Raw genomic sequence first — 23,211 nt, 5'->3', positions numbered from 1 at the left:
GATATGTATCACTGTAGCAGTGCAATAGCGGCTACCATAGCGGTGTGACACAGATTGCGAACGCGGATACACGGACCCGGCTCCTGGACGCCGCCGCCGAACAGGTCGCCGCGACGCCGGGCGAGGACATCTCGCTGCGCGCGATCTGTGCCCAAGCCGGGGTGAAAATGCCGACGCTGTACCACTTCTTCGGCAGCAAACAGGGCCTGCTGGACGCGGTCGTCGAGCGCGGCTTCGACCTGTACCTCGCGGAGAAGGGCGCGCACGAGCCGTCCGGCGACCCGATCCAGGACCTGCGCGACGGCTGGGACGCCCACGTCGCGTTCGGAATCGCGAACCCCGGCTTCTACACGCTCATGTACGGCCAGGTGCACCCCGGCCACGCCCCCGAAGCGCAAGAACGCCCCAGCGCGATGCTGCGCGCCCTGACCAAGGCGGCGGCCGACCAGGGCCGCCTGACGGTCCCGCCGGACCAGGCGGCCGCGCACATCCTGGTGGCGAACATCGGCGTCACGCTGCGGCAGATCATCCTCGCCGAGGAAGACCGCCCGCTGTCCGTGGCGGTGCGGGAAGGCGCGATCGCCGCGATCACCGGCACCTCGGCGGCCGGGGACCGGTCCGCCGAAATCCACCGCGTGCTGGAGCACGCCGCGGCGAACCCGGAGATTCTGGGCGCGACGGAAACCCAGCTGCTCACGAAATGGCTGCGGACCCTGGCGGAATCAAGCTGACCCGGCCGTCGCGAACGGATGCGGCGTTGCCTGCGCTGAGGTACGTGAGGGGAACCCTGAGGGAATCTGATTCCGTCAGGGTTCCCCTCACGTACCTCAGTCGGGCAGCACGTCAGCGGTGCCGCCCAACCCCAGCGGCTCTACGACCCCATCCCGGCGCGCTCAAAGGCCAAGGTGGGCAAGTCGACCGCGTGCGCCCCGCCATCCGCGACCAGCACGGCCCCGGTGATGTACGAGGACTCCGACGAGCCCAGGAACCGCACGATGGAAGCGATTTCCTCCGGTTCGGCCGGACGCCGCAGCGGCACCTCGGCGGTCACCCGCCGGTACCCCTCGTCGTGCCCGCCGTCGAACCCGGCCGCCTCGGCGAACTGTTCCATCTCCCCGTCCGCCATCGGCGTCCGCACCCAGCCCGGGCACACCGCGTTGGCCCGCACCCCGCGCGGCCCGTAATCCCGAGCGATAGACCGGGTCAGCCCGATCAGCGCGTGCTTCGCCACCGTGTACCCGGCGACATTGGGCCCGGCGAACAACCCGGCCAGCGAAGAAACGATGACGACCTGCCCGCCGCTCTGCACGAGAGAAGGCAACGCAGCGCGGCAGAACACGAACGCACTGGACAAATTGGACCGGAGCGCGATCTCCCATTCCTCGTCGCCGGTGTCCACCACCGAAGACAGCCCGTGCCCGCCGGCATTGGCCACGATCACGTCCAGCCGCCCGAACTTTTCGACGATTTCCGCGATCGCCGCTTCCGCGTCCTCCCGGACGCTGGCGTCGCCGGCGATCACGTGCGCGCCAGTCTCCGCAGCGACCTTCTCCAGCGGCTCGCGCCGCCGGCCCAGAACCACGACCTGTGCGCCTTCGCCGGCGTACCGCCGAGCAACCGCAGCCCCAATGCCCGTCCCTCCGCCGGTAATCGCCACGACCCGCGTGTCTGCCATCGTCATTTCTCCCTTTCAAGCAGGAAACCCAGACCGAGCCGAATAGCCGAAGTCGGCGAGCAAGGCCTGTCCGTTCACCGTCCGCGCCCGCGCGGAAGCCAGATACACCACCTGCTGGGCGACCTCCCCGGCCGCCTGGACCGGGAACCCCGGTTCGTCCAGCAGGTCCCCCAGATCCCCTCGCGCCATCGGCGTGTCCACCACCGACGGGCACACGCAGTTGACCCGGACGCCGCCGAACTCGACCGACAACGCGCGCGTCAACGACACCACCGCGCCCTTCGACGCGCAGTAGGGCACCATCCCCGGCGCGCACACGAAGGCCGAATCGCTGGCCAGGAAGACGATCGAACTCCCGTCCCCCAGCCACGGCCGAGCGTGCTTCGCGACCAGGAACTGGCCCAGCACGTTCACCGCCATCACCGAGGTGAAGTCCGCCGCGCTGGTCTCGGAGAGCGGCCGTCCGACCGGTCCTGATATCCCAGCGCAGCCGACTACCACGTCAATCCCGCCGAACGACTCCGCCACGAGCCGCACGCCCGCGGCCACCTGGTCCTCGTCGGTGATGTCCGCCCGCGCCGCGACGACGTCCCCCGGCAGCGACGGCGGCCGGACCCGGTCGAGGATCCCGACCCGCGCGCCCTCGTCCAGGAACGCCCGCGCGCAGGCCAGCCCGATCCCGGACGCGGCTCCGGTGATCAGCACGGCCTTGCCGTCGAGGTCGAGTCGCATCCGGCAATCCTGCAGCAACGGCGCCCGCGGGGATTGGCAACGAGTGCATCCTTGTTGTCAGCGACCGCACGACCCCCGGGTCCCGGCTACCGCTGTCCCCGGGGCACCGCGAACACTGCGGCGAGGAGCGCGAAGGGACACCATGAGCAACGCACACCCGCACCCCCTTGACCCGCTGACCGCCGACGAGCTCGCCGCAGGCCGGGCCGTGCTGGAGGCACAGGGGCTGATCACCGAGACGACGCGGTTTCCGCAGGTCCTCCCGGTGGAGCCGGACAAGGCCGCCGTGCTGGCCGGCGCCCCGGCCGACCGCCGGATCCAGTTCACCCTGCTCGACACCGCGACCGGCGAATCGGCCGACGCGGTCGTGTCGGTGACCGCCGGTGAGCTGGTCAGCCACGAGAAGTGCGGCGAGGGCCAGCCCCCGTATCTCTTCGAGGAATACGACCTGGCCGAGGCCGTCACGAAGGCCTCCCCGGAATGGCGCGCGGCCATGGAGCGCCGCGGCCTCGGCGACCGCATCGAGCACGCGTTCTGCGCGCCGCTCGCCCCCGGCTATTTCGGCCGCGAGGACGAGACCGGCCGGGTCATCCGTTCGCTCACCTTCCTGCGCGAGGACGACACCGACAGCCCGTGGGCGCATCCGGTCGAGGGCCTGGTCGCGCACCTCAACCTGACCGAACAGCGCGTCCTGCGGGTCGAGGACGAGGGCGACACCCCGGTCCCGGAGGACTCCGGCCGGTATGGCCACCACCCCGCGCGCACGACCCTCAAGCCCATCGAGATCACCCAGCCGGAAGGCCCGAGCTTCCAGGTCGACGGCTCGCTCGTGACGTGGGAGGGCTGGCAGCTGCGCGTCGGGTTCAACGCGCGCGAGGGATTGACCCTGCACCAGCTGACCTTCCAGGACCGCTCGGTGCTGTACCGCGCGTCGGTGCCTGAGATGGTTGTTCCTTACGGTGATACGTCAATCGGCCGGTTCTGGATCAGCTACTTCGACGCCGGCGAATACCTGCTCGGCAAGAACGGCAACAGCCTGCGCCTCGGCTGCGACTGCCTCGGCGTGATCCACTACTTCGACGCCTTCCTCGCCGACGACCACGGCCAGCCGGTGCGCGTGCCTAACGCGATCTGCATGCACGAGGAGGACTACGGGATCCTCTGGAAGCACACCGATCTGGACGGCAAGGCCGAGGTCCGCCGTTCGCGCCGGCTGGTGATCTCGTCGATCTCCACCATCGGCAATTACGACTACGGCTTCTTTTGGTATCTCTACCTCGACGGCACCATCGAATGCGAAGCCAAGGCGACCGGCATCGTCTTCTCCGGCGCGGGCGAGCCGGGGTCCGCGAGTCCGCACGCGTCCGAGATCGCACCCGGCCTGTTCGCGCCGGTGCACCAGCACCTGTTCTGCGCGCGGCTCGACTTCGCCGTCGACGGCCAGCGCAACTCGGTGTACGAAGTGGACGCTGTCGGCATTCCGGTCGGCGAAAAGAACCCGTATGGCAACGCCTTCACCTGGAAAGCCACGGAATTGCGCACCGAAGAGGAAGCGAAGCGGCACGCGAACCCGGCGACCGCGCGGGTGTGGGAAGTCCGCAGCACCGAGCACACCAACCGGCTCGGCGCGCCGACCGCGTACCAGCTCGTGCCGCGACCGTCGGCAACCCTGATGGCGCAACCGGAATCGACGGTGTACCAGCGCGCGACGTTCGCCACGAACCACCTCTGGGTCACGCCTTACGCGCCTGACGAGCGTTTCCCGGCGGGCGATCGGCCCAACGCGCACCCGGGCGGAGCCGGTCTGCCCGCGTGGACGGCGGCCGACCGCTCCGTCAGCGACACCGACGTCGTGCTGTGGCACGTCTTCGGCCCCACGCACATCCCGCGTCCGGAGGACTGGCCGGTCATGCCGGTCGACTACTCCGGATTCATGGTGCGCCCCTACGGGTTCTGCGACCGGAACCCGGCACTCGACCTGCCCTCGGCCGCCCACGGCCACTGCGAACACTGAGGAAGGCTCCATGCCCGCGACCAATCTGTCCGACACCTCCACCTGGCTCCCGCTCGACGGGCTCGCCCCCGGCTTCGACGCCAACAAAGCGGCCACTGTGGACGATCTCGACAACCAGTCGTTCACTTTGGACTGTGCCGACGGCGGCACGTTCTCGATCAGCTTCACCGGCGACCGCGCGTCGTGGAACGAGGACGGCGCCACCGGCGAGACCGCTTCCGAGACGTTCCTCGTCGACGCCGGACTGTTCTACGTGCAGTTCCACCCTGGCGCGGAAACCTCGTACAGCCTGCTGCTGGACGTGCGCCAGGGCCGCGCGCTCGTCGTCACGAGCACGATCGGCGACGGACTTCCCCGCGTGACGCAACGGTTCCGTCCCGCGACCATCCAGGGCCGCGAGGCGCACGGCGAGGAAATCGCGCCCAGCACCGCGCTGATCGGCCGCCGCGTGCAGTGGGTCTACAGCGAAGAGCACGCGTACGAGCACGTTTACCTGACCCCGCACTGGTACACCTGGCAGTGCCTTTCCGGCCCGGAGCGCGGCCTCGCCGACACCGACGAGAACTCCGTCTACCAGGTCCGGCCCGGGATCTACGTGTTCACCTGGCGCGAGAAAGTCATCCCGTGCGCGTCGGTGACCGTGGCCGACCACCGGAACGTGCGGGAACTGCGGTCGCACGGTTCGCTGTTCGGACTGGGCGAGGACGGCAAGTCGCCGACGCACTTCACCTTCGGCGCGTACGGCAGGCTGCTCAGCAACACTGTTTATTCGCCGGACTACGACCCCGCTGGACAGTGACCCGTGGCGCCTGAACTGCTCCTCACCAACGCCACTGTGTACACAGTGGACGAAGATCGGCCGTGGGCGGCCTCGCTCGCGGTGGAGAACGGCCGGGTGAGCACGGCCGAGGCCGGTCCGGACACCGAGGTCGTCGATCTCGGCGGCGCGTTCGTGCTGCCGGGTTTCGTGGACGTGCACAGCCACCACGCCCTCGCCGGGCGGGAATTGTTCGAGCTGCGCCTGGAAAGCGGCGCGGGCCTGGCCGAAATCCTCGCCGCGGTCAGGGAATGGTCGGCCGGGCTCGGTCCGGACGAATGGGTCGTCGGCGGCGCCTGGCCGTCCACTTTGGCCCCTGAACTCGGTCACGAGTCCGTGCGGCGGGCACTGGACGAGGCGGCGGGCGGCCGTCCGGTGGTGCTGATCGAGGACAGCAGGCACAACCGGTGGGCGAGCAGCCGGGCGCTGGAACTGGCCGGGATCACCGCGGCCACTCCGGACCCGACCGGCGGGACGATCCACCGCGACCTCGACAGCGGCGCGCCGACCGGTCTGCTGATCGAGACCGCGGGCTTGGCGGTGGAGCGGGCGATGCGGGACACGCGCACGCTCACCGCCGAACAACACGCCGAAGCATCGCGGCGGGCGATCGCGATCCTGCACTCGTACGGCATCACCGCGTTCCAGGACGCCGGGGCCACCCTCGACATCCTCACCGCGCTGAAGACGCTGGACGACGCGGGCGAACTGGCCGCGTGGGTGGTGTCGTCGATGCTGGTCAACGACCCGATCTTCGGCGCGGACCCGATCGGCGAACCACTGCTCGACCGAGCCGCGGCGTACCGCAGCGAGCACCACCGGCCGGACTTCGTGAAGATCTTCCTCGACGGCACCCCGCCCGCGCACACCGCGGCGTTCCTCGAGCCGTACCTGCACCACGAGTGCTTCTGCGGCGACACCACGATGCCGCCGGAGGAACTCGCGAAGTGGCTGGACGTCGCCGTCTCGGCCGGGCTGTCGGCGAAGATCCACTGCGCGGGCGACGCTGCCGTCCGGGCCACTTTGGACGCTGCCGGAAACCTTCGCGCCCGCGGCGACTACACGACGAAAATCCAAGTGGCACACGGACAATTCATCCACCCGGACGACCTGGAGCGGTTCGCGACGCTCAACGTGTCGGCGGACATCTCACCGTTCCTCTGGGTGCCCGGCGTGATCCCGGACGCCATCGCCCAGGTGATCCCCGCCGAACGCGCGGCGCGCATGCAACCGAACCGGACGCTGCTGGACACCGGCGCACTCGTCGCCGGAGGTTCGGACTGGCCGGTGAGCGAATCCCCGAACGCCTGGGAAGGCATCGAGGGCCTGATCACGCGGCAGGACCCGTACGGCAAGCACCCGGGGAGCCTGTGGCCGGAGCAGGCGATCACGCTGGCCGAGGCGATCCAGGTGTTCACGCTGAACTCAGCCCGCGCGTGCGGACTGGACGACGTGACGGGGTCGCTGACGCCGGGGAAGTCGGCGGATTTCGTGGTGCTGGACCAGGATCCGTTCAAGACCCCGGCGAACGAACTGGCCGGGATCACGGTGCGGGAGACGTGGTTCGGGGGGAAGCGGGTTTACGCGCGGGACTAGGGCTGCGCAACGCAGGTCATCGGGAACGGACGGGTCCGGCGGAGAGCTTCGCCGCCGGGCCGCCGCGGCAGCGACCCGGCTCCCTCAGTTCCAGACGATCAGCTGCGTCTGATACCGGTAGACCCAATTCTCCCGCTCGCCGGCGCCGACCACCTTGAAGTAGACGACCCGGCCGCGGGTCTTGAGGCACACCTGCGTTCCGGGGACCGGGTCGATCTTCTCCCGCGATTGCGTGTCCGCCAAGTCGGAGCACTCCTGCTTCGATGGCGGCCGACTGCCGGTCCAGACCGCACCGCCGCCCGACGGATAGAGTGTGCCGTAGATGTCCTGGCTCATGCTGCCGCCCGCATTGTCCTTCGGCGGCAGCGATTCGAAATCCGGGTAGCTCGTCAACGCGAACTTTCCTTGCCACCGGATCTCCGAAGGGGCGGCCTCGCTCGGGTCGCTCGCCGACATCGGCGCGCTGCTCTTCTGCGGGGCCGATGGCGCGCGACTGGTCTCTGCCGGGCCGGGAGCCGGGTCCTTCTTTCCCATCTGCTGGGCGAGCAGCGTTCCGGCTACCCCCATCGCCGCGGCCAGCACCGTCGCCAATCCCGTGGTCCGCCAGAAATTGCGCGGATTGTTGACCGTCTCCGAGCGCGGACGGCCGTCCGCCTCGCGGCTGTCGCGTTGCCCCGCCATGAACTAACCCCTCCCCTGGGAACACCACTCTAGCGATGCCGCGGGTAACGATTTCCCAGGGGGTTAAGCACGTTTTCCTGATTCCAAACTCGGTTCTACAGATCAAATCACGTTAAATGACGTGGATTATTTCAGAATTCGCAACCGGAACCAGCATGGTGCTGTCCGTGCCTGGAACCGAACCGCCCGCCCCGGCCTGGACACCCGCCTCAGGCCAGCAGAAACTCCGCCACCCGCTCCCCCATCAGCACCGCGGGTGCGTTCGTGTTCCCGCTGATCACCCGCGGCAGCACCGAAGCGTCCGCGACCCTCAGCCCGGACACTCCGCGCACCGCCAGCGTCGGGTCCGTCACCGCCAGCTCGTCGGTCCCCATCCGGCACGTGCCCACCTGGTGGTGATACGTGATCGCCGTCCGCCGGACGTACTCCCGGATATCCGCCGGTCCCGGGTACAGCTCCCGCGCGCCCCACTCCTCGGCCAGTGCCGGGGCGCCTCCGATCAACCGGCACTGTTCCACCGACGCGACCAGGCTTTCGAAGTCCGCCGGGTGTGCCAGCGCGGCCAGGTCGATCAGCGGCATCTCGGCCGGATCCGTGCTGCGCAGCCGCAGCGTTCCCCGGCTTTGCGGCGTGATCATGCCCGCCATCAGCGAGAACCCGGTCGCCGGCCCGGTCATCCACGGTTCGTACATCGGCACGCTGAAGTGGATCGGCTGGGTGTCCGGCACCGCCAGGCCCGGGCGGCTGCGCCAGAACAGATGCGTCTGCGTCACCGAAAGCCCGGTCTGCGGCGGCGCGACCGCGCGCCGGTCGGTGGCGAAGATGACCGGCGACAGCAGGTGGTCGTGCAGGTTCTCGCCGACCCCTGGCAGATCCGCGACGACGTCCAAGCCCAGCGCGGCGACGTCGTCAGCCGGGCCGATTCCGCTGCGCAGCAGGATCGCCGGGGACGCGAGGGCGCCGGCGGCGAGCACGACCTGATCGGCGAACAGCGACTCCAGTTTGCCGTCGACCTCCGCCAGCACGCCGATGCAGCGGTCTCCCTCGAACAGCACGCGATGCACCAGCGCGCCAGTGTGGACGGTCATCTGGCCGGCGACCGGTTCGGCGTAGCAGAGCCAGGTGTTGCGCCGCCGTCCGCCGGACATGGTGACCTGCTGCACGGAAACGCCGTCGAGGGTGCCGCCGTTGTAATTGTCGTTGAACGGCAGGCCGATCTCCTGCGCTGCGTCCACAATGGACTGCTGGATCGGCTGCAGCGGATCGTGCTGTTCGAGGTCGAGCAGGTCGCGTTCGATCCGCTCGTACACCGGACGCACGTCGTCCCAGGTCCAGCCAGGCAGGCCCCAGCCGTCGTAGTCCGCCGCCGCGCCGCGGACCCAGATCATCGCGTTCAGCGAATGCGAGCCGCCGAGCACCTTGCCGCGCGGCAGGTGCAGCCTGCGGTTCCCGGCGTGCGGCTGCGGCACCGTGTAGTAGTCCCAGTCCTCGGCGGCGTGCCACAGTTCCCCCGCGCGCGACGGGTCGTGGATCGCCGCGTTCGTGTCCGGTCCGCCCGCCTCCAGCAGCGTCACCTTCGCGCCCGCGTCGACCAGCCGCCGGCACACCACCGAGCCCGCCGAACCCGCACCCACCACGATCACGTCCATGTCCTGATCCTGGCCGGTCCCCCGGCCGCGCCCGGAATTGTCTTCACTCGCCGACAACGGGCGTGCCCTCGCGGACAAGACCGCCCGCCCGCCGCGCGCCGATACTCGGGAGCGACCAGAAGACCGGGACTAGGGAGCACCATGGCGACACGCCTGTTCATCGACGGTCAATGGACCGAGGCCGGCGGGGAGCCCATCCCGACCCGCGATCCGGCCACCGGCACGGTTCTCGAAGACGTCGGGACGGCGACGCGGGCCGACGTCGACGCCGCGGTCGCCGCCGCGCGCCGCGCGCTGACCTCGCCGGAGTGGGCCGGGCTCGCGCCGGTGCAGCGCGCGAAACTGCTGTTCCGCCTCGCCGACCTCGTCGACGAGCACCACGAGGAACTCGCCGCGCTGGAAACCCGCGACCAGGGCCAGCCGATCGGCATCTCGCGCCAGGTGAGCGTCACCGGCGCGGCCGAGCACCTGCGGTACTTCGCCGGCTGGGTGACGAAAATCCAGGGCACCACGAACCCGGTTTCGTTCCCGGACACCCTGCACTACACGCGCCGCGAGCCGGTCGGCGTGAACGCGCTGATCACGCCGTGGAACTTCCCGCTGATGATCCTCGTGTGGAAGCTCGCGCCCGCGCTCGCCACCGGCAACACCGTGGTGATCAAGCCGAGCGAGGTCACGCCGCTGACCAGCATCCGGCTGGTACAGCTGGCGGAGCAGGCTGGTATCCCAGCGGGCGTCGTCAACCTGGTCACCGGCGACGGCCCGGTGGGCGCGCTGCTGAGTTCGCACCACGACGTCGACCACGTTTCCTACACCGGTTCCACCGCGGTCGGGAAGCTGATCACCGCGGCGAGCGCGGAGTCCAACCTCAAGCGGCTCACCCTCGAACTCGGCGGCAAGGCCCCGAGCATCATCGCCGCCGACGCCGACCTGGACGCCGCCGTCGCGGGCAACCTCGCCGGCGCGACGCTGAACACCGGGCAGGTCTGCGCGGCGTACACGCGGTTCTACGTCGACCGCAAGCGCGAACAGGAGTTCGTGGAGAAGATGGCCGCCGGGCTGGCGGGCCTGCAGGTCGGCCCCGGTTTGGAGGAGACGACCCAGGTCGGGCCGCTCGTGTCGGACAAGCACCGCAGGCACGTCGCGAACCTGGTGGCGACCGGCCGTTCCGAAGGCGCGGACCTGATCACCGGCGGCTCGGAAGTCGACCGCGACGGCTACTTCTACCAGCCGACGCTCTTCGCGGGCGTCACCGACTCGATGACGATCATGCGCGAGGAGATCTTCGGCCCGGTGCTGGCGGTCACGCCGTACGACGACCCGGACGAGCTGGTCGCGCGCGCGAACGACACGCAGTACGGCCTCGCCGCGACCGTGTGGACTCGCGACATCCGTACCGCGCAACGCTATGCGGACGGCATTCGCGCGGGCGCGGTGTTCGTGAACATGCCGCCGATCCCGGACATGGCCGCCCCGTGGGGCGGGTACAAGGCGTCGGGCTGGGGCCGCGAAATGGGCCCGTGGGCGCTGGACGCGTACACCGAGACGAAGGCCGTTTGGCTGCACTACGGCTACTGAACGCTTTCGGGGCTCGGCGGTCTGCCTCGGACTGCCGAGTCCCGTTCAGCGGGCCAGTTCGGCCAGCGACAGCAGCAAATGCGCCGACTCCGGGTACCAGATGTCCGAATGCGCCCCGGCTGGATTCCACCACCGCCCGCGCCGGAACCGCCACCCCGACTCGACATTGACGATCCGCCGGTCCATTTCGGACCGTGAGTACTCCGCCGATACCTTGTGCAGCACCGTGTTCGCGACCTCGTCGGCCGGAGCCTTCACCCCGACGTTCCCGATCCCGCGCACGCCCTCCGCCAACCGGTGCCACAACCCGGTCGCCCGGTCAAACCGCGACCGGGTCAGCACGACCGGCCCGTTGATCGGCGCGGCACGCAGCACCGGAGCGAACCGGCCGGTGAAGATGTCCGGCCGCGCCGCCATCTGGAACACCAGCAGAGTGTCCACAGTGTACGGATAACGCGGGTCAGCCCGATCCCACCCGAGAACCGGCGGACCGTCGCCCGCCGCGGCCTGCACCGCTTCCACGACGAACCGGCCGCCGAAGGAATGGCCGACACAATGCAGGTACTGTCCGGTGACGGTCCGCAAACTCGGCGCGCTGCCGGGCAATTGGCGTTCCGCGTTCAGATATCCGAGCAATTGGCCGAGCGCCTCCGCGGCCCGCCCGTCGGTGGTCATCGCATGCGCCCGGTCGCGGATCCGCCGGTACCCGGTCAGGAACGGGTTGCTCATCGACGGCCACCGCACCATGACGTAAAACCCTTGCCACGCACCGAGTCCTTCGTAAGACCCAGCCGCGTGCTGTTCCTCCAGCAGTCCGAAGAACTGCCGCGCCCGCCGGTCTGCCGTCTCCCGGTTGTTCTGCCAGCCGTGCACGAACACGACGATGTCGGTCGCCGTCGCCGGAACCTCCAGCCACCGGGCCAGAAAACGCGGCACCGCCTCGGCGGGCACCGGCTCGCCGGTTTCCGGATCCACGAAATCACCGCGCTCGTCGAGGTCCAGGATCACCGGTTCGGTCACGGTCGCCCTTCCTGCCACAGATGCACGTCGATCCCGCGGTACAGCGAAAACATCAGCCCGAGCGGATTGTGGTGTTCGTCGGCGAACGCACGCGCCAGCGAGCGCACGATGTCGCCCAGTTTCGCGCCCGTATCGATGAATTCGGTGAACAACCGCCGCGAATACTCGCACGCGAACGCGGGCGGCAGATCGATCTGCGGGCCGATCAGGCAGCGTCCGCCGTTGCCCAGCAACGCTTTGCCGAAGGCCGAGTAGAACGCCGACGTCACCTGTCCGCCCTGGCACGCCCCGACGTACACGAACGGCTTCGTCGGCAGCGGCGCTTCCTCCAGCCACGCGGTCAGATCGGTGCCGTAGATCCGTTCGCCGTCGCCGAGTTTCAGATACGGTTGTTCGATCAGGCCGCCGGAACCGCTTACCTTGCCGTGGCAGCCGAAATACGTGACGTGGTCGGCGAAATCGCGGCAGCGGAAATGCGCGGCGAGCGTTTTCTTGTCCGGTCGCAGCACGACTTCGGCGCGGCCGTGGAAGAAGTCGACCACCGGCGCGATGTAGGGCGTGTCCGGGAATTGCCGGTCCACGCCGTGGTCCACGTTGAGCCCGACGACCGGTTTGCCGCCGTCCACGGTGATCCGCGCGTCGAAGTCGTCGACCCGGGAGAAGGTGTGCTCCACGACGTGCCGGTAGCCCCAGAACCCGGCGAGCGACCAGTTCTCGTCGTCCGGGTACTCGTCCGGCCGCCGCGGCGAGGTGTACAGCATGCCCCACGGCACGATCAGGCTGTCCGATTCGATGCTGATCACGTTCTCGCCCTCGGCGAGCGCCAGTTCCAGCAGCGCCCGGATCCGCTGCAGCCCGCGATCCGGACCGGCGAACAGCAGCCGGTACATCAGATAGCCGGCGTCCGCGAGGGCGAAACCGGCGCGGCGCAACAGTTCCGGCCGTTGCGACAGGTCCCAGCCGTCGGCGAACGGGTGGCGGCGCGGCCCGCGCTCGGTCCGCTCGGCGAGGTCCACGACGTGCCGCTGCCAGGTTTCGCGGAGGATGTCGATCCGGGAGTTCAGCTCGCCGATGCTGTGCGCGATCCGGCCCTGGTACCCGCCGCCGCCGTCCTCCGGGAACGCGCTGCCCCACGCTTGCACGAGCAGCCCTGCCACCCCGGGGAACTCGAGGAACCGCAGGTTGACCGTCCGCGCGCGGTTGTACGGCGGCACCGCGACGCGGCTCAGCCCGGCGGTGTTGTCGACGGTCACCTCGGCGCTCAGCTGACGGGTCATGACAGCACCTCCACTGGCAGCGCGGCCGCGATTTCCAGGAGCAGCTGGGCGTCGTGCTCGCGGTAGATCCGGAACACCAGCCGCAGCGGCCCCGGCGCGACCGGGACGACGTCGAACTCCGCCGGCTCGCGCAGCCGGTCGCCGGTGATCCAGCCGACCCGCGACATCGGCTGGGCCGCCCCAGGCGCGGCGTCGAGCAGCACCCGGACGCGCACGACACCGGCCGGCGCACTCGCGGGTTCCTTGCGCCGCACCGAAACCGCGACCCGGACCGCCCTTCCGACGACGACCGGATCATCAGACCGGCATTCGACGGTCGCCTCCAGCAGGCCCGGTCCCGGCGGCGGGCCGTCGTCCGGCGGTGTCGCGTCCGGCGGCCGTCTGCCCGCCCAGAGCACCCGCCGGGAGGAGAACGGCGGCAGCCCCGAAACCTCGCCCGGCACCGGATACCCGGTCCGGCCGGTGCGCCAGGTAGCGGGCCGCGAATCCGCCCGGCGGGAATCGACGCGCCGGGAATCCACCCGACGCGAGTCGACGCGCCGGGAATCGACCCGGCGCGAGTCAACCCGGCGCGAGTCGACCCGCGCGCTGAGCACCGTGCCGTAAACCGACGCTTCCGGCCCTTCGAGCTGGATGTCCTCAACGGGCTTCGCGGCATCAGCAGTGACCGGCGGCGGCGACGCCACCGAAATCCGCTCCGAAAGAAACTCTTCCCCAGCCAGCGGTCCGTGCAGGCTGACCAGCCCGCTCTCCGCGTCGACGACGTCCACCAGCAACCGTAACCGGCCCAGCACCGCCTCGTTGCCCTGCGCGGTCGCCAACGCCACCGCCGAACCCAGCGCGTCCAGCGTGGCACTCAGGTTTCCGTTGCGGTACGCGGAAAGCGCGGCATCCACGGCAGCCCCCAGGCCCAGGTGCGGACCGACCGGCGCTTGGGCGAGATGCGCCGGATCATCGGTCAGCCGCACGGAAACGGTCTCCGCCTCCGACTGCACCGCGCCCTGCTGCGCCCACATCGCGACCAGCTGATGGTCCCGCTCGATCGCCAACCCCGACGGCACGAGCAAGCTCAGCGCGTACTCCCTGGTTTCCCCTGCCGCCCAGTGCCCGAGATCGAGCCCTTCCTCGCTGATTCGCTGCTGCGGCAAGGGTTTCTGCAACTCCCGCGGAGCCAGCTGGCTGACCCGGTACACCACGCACCCCGGCGAATCCCGCACGAACAGCCGCATCGGACCGCCGCCGGAGCCAGCCGTGACCGTCACCTTCACGGTCGTGCTGGAGGTGCGCGACGGCAGGTAACGGGGGTAGTGCACCACGACTTTCGGCTGCGCGGCGGAGACCGGTCGCGGCACCTCGAGGCCGCGCACCCGTCCCGCATGGTCCCGCAGCGCTGGCCACGCCCGGTTCGCCTGCTCCCAGTAGACCTGCGCGAGGTCGTGCTTCACCTGGCGCAAGTCAGGAAACCGGGTGGCAGCTGCGGGATTCTCGGCGGCCAGCCGCAGCAGCGTTTCCGCGACCACCGCGGTGAGCCGGCTCTGCGCGTCCTCGTCCAGGTTCAGCTCGCCGAGTCGAGCCCACGCGGCAGCGGCTTCGTCGAGGCTCGGCAGTTCCGTGTCACCTGGCACGAGCGAGGCGAGCGCCCGCACCGCGCCGATCCGAGCCGCCAAGCCCGACGCCGCGGGTACTTCGTCCAAAACCGCGGCGGCACCGACCCGATCACCCTGCCCGAGCCGGATCCGGGCAAGCCCGAACGCCGCCGCGACCATGGACCGGTCGCACACCCACACCGCTTCGTAGTAGCGCGCCGCGGCCGCCGCCAACCCTCGCAGTTCGGCGCAGAAACCCAGCGCCAGCAACGGTGCCAGCTCGCCCGGCACCAGCCGCGCGCACTCCCGGTACTGGTTCTCGGCGTCGTCCAGCGAGCCCGCGTCCAGCAGGATCGCAGCGCTGCGCCAGGCCGCCGAGACTTCCTCGGATGCGGTGAAGAGGGCCATGGGCAAGGCGGCCCGCACGTCGTCGTCCCGCAGGCGATCGTCGGCGCGCAACGGCGGTTCCGGCCCCCAGGCTTCCCACTCCGGAACCCCGAGCCCCGCCGCGGCGAGCTCGCGAGGTTCGGCGAACACCCGCGACACGACCGGGCGCGGCACACGCGTGCGCTGGCTGAGCAGCTGCCGCAGCACCCCGCGCAGCTGTTCGGCCATGTCGTAGGCGGTGGCGAACCGGTCCTCGTAACTTGCCGTGGCCCGGTCGATCAGCACCTGCAGCATTTCCCGGCCAAGACCGCCGTACGACCCGGAACACTCCCGCAGCAGCTCTTCCAGGGTGCGGCCGACCGAGTAGAGATCCGACCGGACGCTGATGCCCTCCCGGTCCAGCTCGGACCGCGGCGGCTGATAGCCCGGCGTGCCGACGATCGCGCTGTCCCGGTCGTTCTGCCGCCGCACCGAGCCGAGGTCGACGAGAGTGATCCGATCGCCGTCCTGCAGCACGTTGTCCGGTTTCACATCGACGTACAGCAATCCCCGAGCGTGCAGGTACCCGACCGCCTCGAGCAGCTGCAGCCCGTATGCGGCGACATGCTCCGGACGCAGCCGCTTCGCGCGCTGGAGGACCGACCGCAGCGAAATGCCGCGCACGTACTCCATCACCAGATACCCACTGGGCCTGCCGGTTTCCGGGTCCGGGTGTTCGACGTGCGCGAGGGTGCGGACGACGTTCGGATGGTCCAGTTCCAGCAACTGCGGGACGACGGCGGACTGCGCGGCGGCCAGCGCGCCGCCGCGGTCCCGTTCGCCGACCAGGGTTTTGAGCACCACGAACCGGCCGCCCTCGGCCTCGTCGCGGGCGAGGTAGATCCAGCTGAACCCGCCGTGCGCGATGCAGCCGAGCACCCGGTACCGGCCGGCGACGACCGTGCCCTGTTCCAGCGTCGGCAGGAAGGTGAACGGCGTGCCGCAGCGCACGCAGTAGCCGCGCACCCGGCCGGGCCGCCCGGCCTCGCCGCGGCCCACCGGATTGCCGCATTCCCCGCAGAACCGGTGCCGTTCCGGCAGCGCCGCGTCGGGCAGCACGGCGTCGAACGGGTCCGGCGGCGTCGCTTTCGGCAGCGAGACCCGGAGGTCCCCGGGCACGGGCCGGCTGCCGGTGCGGACGAGGAGTTCGTCGAGCCGGTCCTCGATCACCGAATCGTCGGTCACCCATTCGCGCAGCTGCGGGAAGTACGCCAGCAGGGTGTCCGCCGGAACCAGCCGCACCGCGCTGTCGACCACCACGATGCCGAGCAGCCGCCCGGTGGTGCGGTCGAACGCGGGACAGCCGGACAGGTCCGGGTCGACGCCGCCCTCCAGCAGAGTGAGCGGCACCCGTTCGCCGTCGGCCGCACCGGTGGTGGCACGTACCCAAATGCCGTAGCCGAGGCGGAGCGGAAGACTGTGGATCCGGACTTCCCGCCCGGATCCGACCTTCCGCCGGAGCGTCGCGCCGCCGATCACCGGAGTGTCCAGTTCGAGCAGCGCCAGGTCGCCGCGCGCGCCCGCGAGCGGCGGGACCAGCCCGGCCAGCGCCGCGGAACCCGCCGACTCGACCCGGAAAACGGTTTCGTCGCGGGCCGCCCGGGAGCAGGTCAGCACGTACCGGCCGCCGATCAGCACGCCGGCGCCGAGGAGGCGGCCGTCGGCAGCGTGGATGCCCGTCTGCCCCGTATTCCACCCCAGATCAGCGGCCACGAGGTAAAACCTTACCCGGGAACGGCCTCCGGATCGTTCAGTTCGGGCAAAGCCGTCCGGTCACCCGGCGCGACGGGTCGCCCTCCCCGAATGGACGTATCGCGCGCGGCCCGAACCGTCGTCGCCCAGGAAGACCAGCGGCAGATAGATTCCGCCCTGCGCCTCGCGAAGGATCAGCGTGTCGCCTTCGAGAAAGACCAGTTCGGATTTGCTCGCGGCGCTCAGTTCCGCGGCTGTCCCTTTAGGACGTTGCTCCAGCCAGACCCGGCCGTCGTCGTCCTGGGAGACCACGAGATCGGCGACCGTGCTGGCGTAGGTGCCGAGATACCGGTCGGCGGCGAACGGCTCCGGCTCGGCGGGCGGACGGGGCGGCAGCGACACCTCGACACCGCCGAATTCCTTGAGCAGCGCCGGAACGAGGTCGGCGTACAGGCTCATCGCGTCGCCGCCGTTGGTCAGCAACGCCACGACGAGGTCGCTTTCCGGCACCAGCCGCAGGAACGCCGCCTGGCCGAAGGTGTTGCCGTCGTGGCCGTAAACCTGGCCGGTCGGGGTGTCGAACAGCTCCCAGCCGAGGCCCCAGGCGTCGCCCATGATGCCGAGCGGCGGAAGGCTGACCTGCCGCTGCAGCATGGCCGCGGTGCTCTCCGCGCTCAACACCCCAGCGCCGCCCGCAAGGTGCATGCGGCCGAACGCGAGCAAATCCGCCGCGGACATCGCGAGCGACGACCCCGCCGGTCCGTTGGACCGCAGCATCGACCAGAACGGCGCGGGCACGAGGTCCGCGCCCGGCTCGGGTTCGAGATGCCCGATCGCGGCGCGGAAGCGGATCGCGTCGAGGGCGTTCGGGCAGAACTGCTGGAGCTTCAGCGGGGCGGCGAGGTATTCGCGCAGGCAGTCCTCGTAATGCTTGCCGCGCAACACTTCCACCAGCCGTCCGAGGACGACGTACCCGGCGTTGTTGTAGGAGAACAACTCTCCGGGCGGGAACAGCTGGGCGACGCCGTCGAGGGTTTCGACGAACTTCTCCACCGCGTCGTCGCCGGGACCGGTGTCGGTGAAGAGATCGCCCTCGAACCCGGCGGTGTGGCTGAGCAACTGGCGCACGGTGATGGCCGCGTCGCCCAGTTTGAGGCCGGGGAGGTAGTTCCGGATGGGAGCGTCGAGATCGACCAGGCCCTCGTCTACGAGCTGCAGCACGAGAGTGGCGGTCCACACCTTGGTGATCGAACCGATTTGGAATACCGAATCAGCCGTGGCGGTGACGCCAGTGCCGAGATTCAGCACCCCGGCGGCCGCGGTGGCGGTCTCCTCGCCGACCGCGACCGCGATCACCGCGGCGGGGACTCGGTGGTGGTCCAGCAGCGCGGGAAGGTCCTGCTCCAGCCGTCTGCGGAGAGCGTCGAGCTTGTCCATCCCGGGAAGGTATCGCCGCGGCGGGAGCAAAAGTTCGTCTCAGGATGCGGAAAAATCCGCGCTCGACTGGAGCATCGGACTAACTGCTCAGACGAGCACCTCGCCTTCCCGCGCCACCACCCGGCCACCAGCGATCACCCACGACCGCACCGGCACCAGACCGTGTTGCCCGCGGCGCACGAACGACGCCGCCCGCCGCGTCGTCGAATCCTCATCCCTCCGGCAGCCATGCAAGCGAGGCGAAGCCGGAAGAACCACCGGCCAACCCCCTCAGACGAGCACCTCGCCCTCCCGCGCCACCACCCGGCCACCCGCGATCACCAACGACCGCACCGGCACCCGCATCAACGCGTCCGGCACGTTCTCCGCCGCCACCAACACCACATCCGCCCGGCAACCCGGCACCAGATCATGCCGCTCCCGGCCCACGAACGACGCCGCCCGCCGCGTCGCCAGCTCCACCGCCGCCGTCAGATCCTCATCCCTCCGCAAGCCGTGCAAGCGAGCGAAACCGAGCGCGATCTGCAGGATGTCGCCGTCGCCGTACGGGGACCACAGGTCGCGGATCCCGTCCGTGCCGAGGCCGACCGGGATCTCGCGCGCCGACAGTTCAGCCCACGGCAGCGGCGCCACCCGCACCGGCGCGACCGTCGCCAGCGAGATGCCTGCCTCGGCGATCCGGTCGAGCAGCGCCGCCTGCCGCGCCGGGGGAACCTCGCCGAGCGCGAAGCCGTGTGACACGGTGACCTTGCCCTGCAGCCCGGTGCGCACGGTCCGGTCCGCGATCAGCTCGTACTGGAACGCGCCCAGCTCACCGCCGTCGTGCAGGTGGATGTCGAGGCCGACGCCGCGGCGCTCGGCGATCTCGAACAGCCCGTCGAGCTGGCCGACCGGGTCGCGGTCGATGCCCGCCGGGTCGAGGCCGCCGATCCGCCCCGCGCCCGCCGCGGCGGCCTCGTCGAGCAGTTTGAGCACACCCGGCCGCCGCAGCACGCCGTCCTGCGGGAAGGCCACGATCTCGACCTCCACCGCGCCGCCCAGCCGTTCCGCGGCCTCCTGCACGATCTCGATCCCGCGCAGGCCGAGCCCCAGGTCGACGTCCACATGGCTGCGCGCCGCGGTGGTGCCGTGCCACAGGAATTCGCGCAGCACCGTCTCGGCGATTTCGACGCTCGGGATGCCGAGCGCGTCCCGTTCGGCCCGCTCGTGCGCGATGCGGCCTTCGGTGCTCGCGACGCCGCCGTAGGAGACCCACGGCTTGCCCCACCAGCTCTTGTCGACGTGGGCGTGCGAGTTGACGAACCCGGGCAGCGCGAGCAGCCCCGCGCCGTCGATCCGCTCGCCCTCGACCGGGGCGGAACCCGCGGGCCGGACGTCGGAGATGCGGTCGCCGTCGAGGACGAGGTCGGCCGGCTCGCCGCCCCACGGGCGCACGCCGGTCACAGTGAGAGAAGCCATGCTAATGGTATACCAAATTACCGAACAGCTGTCCCGTGAGCCTGGCCCTGACACTCCCAGGACCGAGGGGTACTGGCCGCGCCGCGCGACCGGCCGCACCATGGACGGCAGCCGCGACGGCACCGGCGCGGCGAGGAAAGAAGGGCGGAACATTGACCGACAACCTCCCCGGCGGGACGTTCACGTTGGCCGGGCGCACCGTCGCCCGCCTGGGATACGGCGCGATGCAGCTCGCCGGACCCGGCGTGTTCGGGCCGCCGAGCGACCGCGACGAGGCGCTCGCGGTCCTGCGCACGGCCGTCGAGCTGGGCGTGAACCACATCGACACGGCGGACTTCTACGGGCCGCACGTCACGAACGAACTGCTCCGCGAAGCGCTCGCGCCCTACGACGGGCTGCAGATCGTCACCAAGGTCGGCGCGGTGCGCGACGACCAGGGCGGCTGGATCCACGAGCGTTCGCCCGCGCAGCTGCGCGACCAGGTCGAGTCGAACCTGCGCAACCTCGGCGTCGAGGCGCTCGACGTGGTGAACCTGCGCGTCGGCGGCGGACCGGACGGCCACTCGCCGGTGCCGGGTTCGCTGGCCGAACCGTTCGGCGCGCTCGCCGAAATGCGCCAGGAAGGCAAGATCAAGGAACTCGGCGTGAGCGTGGTCGACGCCGAGCAGGTGGCCGAGGCGCAGTCGATCGCGCCGGTGGTCACCGTGCAGAACTGGTACAACGTGGCGCACCGCGGGGACGAGAAGCTGATCGAATCCCTTGCCGCCCAAGGGATTTCCTACGTTCCGTTCTGGCCACTCGGCGGGTTCAGCCCGCTGCAGTCCTCGACGCTGGACGACGTCGCCGCCCGGCTCGGCGCCAGCCCGAAGGCGGTCGCGCTGGCCTGGCTGCTGCACCAGTCGCCGAACATCCTGCTGATCCCCGGCACGTCGTCGGTCGCGCACCTGCGCGAGAACGTGGCGGCGGGCGAACTGGAACTGCCCGCGGACGCCTTGGCCGAATTGGACACCATCGCCGGATAACGGCGGATTCGGGGTGATGATTGTCAACCCGCGTCGACAATCATCGCCCCGAATCGCGGCGGAAAACTCCCCCGCAGCTCCCGGTGAACGGACCGCGAATTCTCCTCCGCGAACGAAATATTCACCGACGAACGACGGTACACCGGAATCCCCCGCGCGATTAGCGTGCTCGACGGCACTTTCCGCCACGCTAAGGAGAAAACGCGCCGATGAACGTCAAAACCGCCTGCGCCGCCATTCTCGCCGTCGCCGGGCTGATCGCCGCGCCTGCCACCGCCTCGGCCGCGCCAGCCGACTTGCCCAGCTACGACCAATGGCAGGCCGACGTGCGCGAAGCCGTCGATCCGGCCATTCCGTGGCTGACCGACCGGGTCGCGCAAGGCGGGTCCGGGCTGGCGATCGTGCTGGACATCGACAACACGTCGCTGGAAACCGAATACCACCCCGGCGAACCGAACCGGCCGGTGCTCGCGGTCGCGCAATGGGCAGGCGAGCACCACGTGTCCGTCCTCTTCGTGACGGCGCGGACCAGTTCTTCCTCGGCGCGCACGCAGCTGGGCAATGCGGGCTATCCGATCGACGCGATCTGCACCCGCAAATCCGGCGAGCACACCGCGGAAGGCAAGCAACGCTGCCGCGCGGACCTGACCGACCAGGGCTACACAATCACGGCGAACATCGGCAACCGGTCCACCGACCTCGAAGGCGGGGACTACGAAAAAGGCTTCAAACTCCCGGATTACGACGGCCAGCTTTCGTAACTCGCGAGCGGCGATCCCGGCGAGAACCGGGATCGCCGTTCACCGGCCCAGCCACTCCGCCAGCCCGACCTTCCCCCGCCACGCGCCTTCCGCGGGCACCAGGCTGTCCTTGCCCAGCACCGTCCCGAAGTACTTCGCGGCCGGGTCGGTCACCACCTCGCGCGGGTCCTTCCGCGCGGTCAGCACCCGCCGGATCCACTCGTCCATCGGCAGCACGTCCGGTCCGCCGATCTCGACGATCCCGCCGGCCGGCGGCTCGCCCGCGGCCCGCGCGACCGCCACCGCGACGTCCTCCGCCGCGATCGGCTGCGTGCCGCCGTCGGAGAGCCGCACCACGCCGTCGACCGTCGAGGTGTCCGCGATCGCGACCGCGAACTCCAGGAACTGCGTCGCGCGCACGATCGTGTAGTCCAGCCCGCTGTCCTGGATCAGCTTCTCCTGCGCGACCTTCGCCCGCAGATACCCGGAATCCGGCAGTTCGTCGGCACCCACGACGGACAGCGCGACGAAATGCCCCACCCCAGCTTCACTCGCCGCCTTGACCAGATTCCCGGTCGAACGCCGGAAGAACTCCATCACGTCGTCGTCCGCGAACGACGGCGAGTTCGACACGTCCACCAGCACGTCGGCACCCCGCAGCGCGCCGGACAGCCCCTCGCCGGTCAAGGCGTTCACGCCGGTGCTCGGCGCGGCGGCGACGACCTCGTGCCCCTCGAGCAGCCCCACGACCTGCGAGCCGATCCGCCCGGTTCCGCCGATGACGACGATCTTCATGCTCGTTCCCTCCGTTCCCGCCGCGGCGGCCGCCGCGAGCGTCGCCAGTCAGGACCGGACAGCGCGCCGAGTTGTGACACCCCGGCCCGCTAAGCTCGCGAATGCCCGCCGGAACAGGAAGGAACGCGCCGCCGATGGAGGAAATCGCCGAGGCCGCCTCGGTGTTCGCGCAGGTCCGGCCGCGGCTGTTCGGGATCGCCTACCGGATGCTCGGCAGCGTCGCCGACGCCGAGGACCTCTTGCAGGACGTCTGGCTGCGCTGGCAGACCTGCGACCGTTCGGCCGTCCGCAACCCGGGCGCGTTCCTCGCCACCACCACGACCCGGCTGGCCATCACCGCGAGCCAGACCGCGCGCGCCCGGCACGAAACCTACGTCGGCCCGTGGCTGCCCGAACCCGTCGATACCTCGGCAGACCCGCAGCTCGGCGCCGAGCGGGCCGCCGCGCTCGAGGTCGCCGTGCTGTTCCTGCTGGAAAAGCTCCCTGCGACGGAACGGGCGGCGTACGTGCTGCGCGAGGCGTTCGATTACCCGTACCAGCAGATCGCCGACATCGTGCAGACCACCGAGGTGAGCGCGCGCCAGCTGGTCAGCCGGGCGCGCAAGCACCTCGCCGCGGAACGCCGGGCGCCCGTCGAACCAGCGGAACAGCGGCGGCTGCTCACCGCGTTCGTGGACGCCGCGCGCTCCGGCGACCTGGCGACGCTGGAGAAACTGCTCGCCGAGGACGTCGTCAGCTACTCCGACGGCGGCGGTGCGGTCCGCGCGACGCGGATTCCAGTGGTCGGCGCGGCCACGGTGGCGAAGTACGTCCGCGCGTTCGCCGACCGGTTCTGGGCCGGCGCCGAGGTGCGCTGGAGCGAAGCCAACGGCCAGCCCGCGGCGGTGGTGAGCCACGGCGGAACCGTCACCGCGGTGCTCACCGCGACGGCGTCGGAGGAGGGCATCCACCGCGTGTTCTGGCTGATGAACCCGGCCAAGCTCGGGGCGTATCCCGCCTGAGCCCGGGGTACCCGG

General features: G+C 70.3%; 18 protein-coding genes. 8 read left to right on the top strand and 10 right to left on the bottom strand.

Annotation, left to right across the window (positions count from 1 at the left end):
* Nucleotides 1-44 precede the first annotated feature (44 nt).
* Nucleotides 45-731, top strand: a complete 687-nt coding sequence (locus tag WA670_RS27465) for a TetR/AcrR family transcriptional regulator (protein ID WP_037817783.1) — start codon at nucleotides 45-47, stop codon at nucleotides 729-731.
* A 140-nt stretch (nucleotides 732-871) separates the two neighbouring features.
* Here WA670_RS27465 and WA670_RS27460 read toward each other — a convergent pair whose 3' ends face one another.
* Together WA670_RS27460 and WA670_RS27455 are read right to left on the bottom strand one after the other, a co-directional pair.
* A complete protein-coding gene (locus WA670_RS27460) occupies nucleotides 872-1,675 on the bottom strand; it encodes an SDR family NAD(P)-dependent oxidoreductase (protein ID WP_037817998.1) in 804 nt (267 codons plus the stop codon).
* A gap of 15 nt (nucleotides 1,676-1,690) precedes the next feature.
* Nucleotides 1,691-2,407, bottom strand: a complete 717-nt coding sequence (locus tag WA670_RS27455; RefSeq protein WP_134728869.1) for an SDR family NAD(P)-dependent oxidoreductase — start codon at nucleotides 2,405-2,407, stop codon at nucleotides 1,691-1,693.
* A 142-nt stretch (nucleotides 2,408-2,549) separates the two neighbouring features.
* Here WA670_RS27455 and WA670_RS27450 point away from each other — a divergent pair, with 142 nt between their 5' ends.
* The 3 genes from WA670_RS27450 to WA670_RS27440 are packed head-to-tail and all read left to right on the top strand — an operon-like array spanning nucleotide 2,550 to nucleotide 6,834.
* A complete protein-coding gene (locus WA670_RS27450; RefSeq protein ID WP_336159265.1) occupies nucleotides 2,550-4,421 on the top strand; it encodes a primary-amine oxidase in 1,872 nt (623 codons plus the stop codon).
* 10 nt (nucleotides 4,422-4,431) lie between these two features.
* Nucleotides 4,432-5,220 (top strand): molybdenum cofactor biosynthesis F family protein, encoded by a 789-nt coding sequence (locus WA670_RS27445; RefSeq protein ID WP_336159264.1) that lies wholly within the window; start codon nucleotides 4,432-4,434, stop codon nucleotides 5,218-5,220.
* A gap of 3 nt (nucleotides 5,221-5,223) precedes the next feature.
* Entirely contained in the window at nucleotides 5,224-6,834 is a 1,611-nt protein-coding gene (locus WA670_RS27440; protein WP_336159263.1) for an amidohydrolase, read from the top strand.
* An 84-nt stretch (nucleotides 6,835-6,918) separates the two neighbouring features.
* On the opposite strand, the gene WA670_RS27435 is transcribed toward WA670_RS27440, so the two are convergent.
* Nucleotides 6,919-7,515, bottom strand: coding sequence for a hypothetical protein (locus tag WA670_RS27435; RefSeq protein ID WP_336159262.1), 597 nt, complete (start codon nucleotides 7,513-7,515; stop codon nucleotides 6,919-6,921).
* A 209-nt stretch (nucleotides 7,516-7,724) separates the two neighbouring features.
* Entirely contained in the window at nucleotides 7,725-9,164 is a 1,440-nt protein-coding gene (locus tag WA670_RS27430) for a GMC family oxidoreductase (protein WP_336159261.1), read from the bottom strand.
* Between the two features lie 141 nt (nucleotides 9,165-9,305).
* On the opposite strand from WA670_RS27430, the gene WA670_RS27425 reads away from it, so the two are divergent.
* The gene (locus WA670_RS27425) at nucleotides 9,306-10,742 is read left to right on the top strand and encodes an aldehyde dehydrogenase family protein (RefSeq protein ID WP_037817773.1); all 1,437 of its coding nucleotides are present in this window, start codon (nucleotides 9,306-9,308) and stop codon (nucleotides 10,740-10,742) included.
* Between the two features lie 45 nt (nucleotides 10,743-10,787).
* Here the strand turns inward: WA670_RS27425 and WA670_RS27420 are convergent, their stop codons facing one another.
* The 5 genes from WA670_RS27420 to WA670_RS27400 form a co-directional block, all read right to left on the bottom strand.
* Nucleotides 10,788-11,762: an alpha/beta hydrolase gene (locus WA670_RS27420; protein ID WP_336159260.1), complete on the bottom strand. Its 975-nt coding sequence runs from the start codon at nucleotides 11,760-11,762 to the stop codon at nucleotides 10,788-10,790.
* On the bottom strand, nucleotides 11,759-13,039 hold the full coding sequence (locus tag WA670_RS27415) for a hypothetical protein (RefSeq protein ID WP_336159259.1): 1,281 nt from the start codon (nucleotides 13,037-13,039) through the stop codon (nucleotides 11,759-11,761). The genes WA670_RS27420 and WA670_RS27415 overlap by 4 nt, the downstream gene beginning before the upstream one ends.
* Nucleotides 13,036-16,764, bottom strand: coding sequence for a serine/threonine-protein kinase (locus WA670_RS27410; protein ID WP_336159258.1), 3,729 nt, complete (start codon nucleotides 16,762-16,764; stop codon nucleotides 13,036-13,038). Before WA670_RS27410 ends, WA670_RS27415 begins: the two co-directional genes overlap by 4 nt.
* Nucleotides 16,765-16,824: 60 nt before the next feature.
* The gene (locus tag WA670_RS27405) at nucleotides 16,825-18,180 is read right to left on the bottom strand and encodes a serine hydrolase domain-containing protein (RefSeq protein ID WP_336159257.1); all 1,356 of its coding nucleotides are present in this window, start codon (nucleotides 18,178-18,180) and stop codon (nucleotides 16,825-16,827) included.
* 270 nt (nucleotides 18,181-18,450) lie between these two features.
* The gene (locus WA670_RS27400; protein ID WP_336159256.1) at nucleotides 18,451-19,638 is read right to left on the bottom strand and encodes an amidohydrolase; all 1,188 of its coding nucleotides are present in this window, start codon (nucleotides 19,636-19,638) and stop codon (nucleotides 18,451-18,453) included.
* Nucleotides 19,639-19,790: 152 nt separating this feature from the next.
* Between WA670_RS27400 and WA670_RS27395 the strand changes: the two genes are divergently transcribed.
* Together WA670_RS27395 and WA670_RS27390 are read left to right on the top strand one after the other, a co-directional pair.
* Nucleotides 19,791-20,660 (top strand): oxidoreductase, encoded by an 870-nt coding sequence (locus WA670_RS27395; RefSeq protein ID WP_037817769.1) that lies wholly within the window; start codon nucleotides 19,791-19,793, stop codon nucleotides 20,658-20,660.
* A gap of 209 nt (nucleotides 20,661-20,869) precedes the next feature.
* Nucleotides 20,870-21,421 carry an HAD family acid phosphatase gene (locus WA670_RS27390; protein ID WP_037817768.1) on the top strand — a complete coding sequence of 184 codons (552 nt, stop codon included), beginning with the start codon at nucleotides 20,870-20,872 and terminating at the stop codon, nucleotides 21,419-21,421.
* Between the two features lie 39 nt (nucleotides 21,422-21,460).
* Here the strand turns inward: WA670_RS27390 and WA670_RS27385 are convergent, their stop codons facing one another.
* Nucleotides 21,461-22,195, bottom strand: a complete 735-nt coding sequence (locus WA670_RS27385; protein ID WP_238604649.1) for an SDR family oxidoreductase — start codon at nucleotides 22,193-22,195, stop codon at nucleotides 21,461-21,463.
* 134 nt (nucleotides 22,196-22,329) lie between these two features.
* Here WA670_RS27385 and WA670_RS27380 point away from each other — a divergent pair, with 134 nt between their 5' ends.
* Nucleotides 22,330-23,196 (top strand): RNA polymerase sigma-70 factor, encoded by an 867-nt coding sequence (locus WA670_RS27380; protein WP_238604648.1) that lies wholly within the window; start codon nucleotides 22,330-22,332, stop codon nucleotides 23,194-23,196.
* Nucleotides 23,197-23,211: the final 15 nt, after the last annotated feature.

This window comes from Amycolatopsis sp. VC5-11, from assembly GCF_037034185.1.
In the GTDB taxonomy this organism is placed as follows: domain Bacteria; phylum Actinomycetota; class Actinomycetes; order Mycobacteriales; family Pseudonocardiaceae; genus Amycolatopsis; species Amycolatopsis nivea.
The sequence above is the reverse complement of the archived record's forward strand: the minus strand, read 5'-3'. Positions and strand labels throughout refer to the sequence as shown.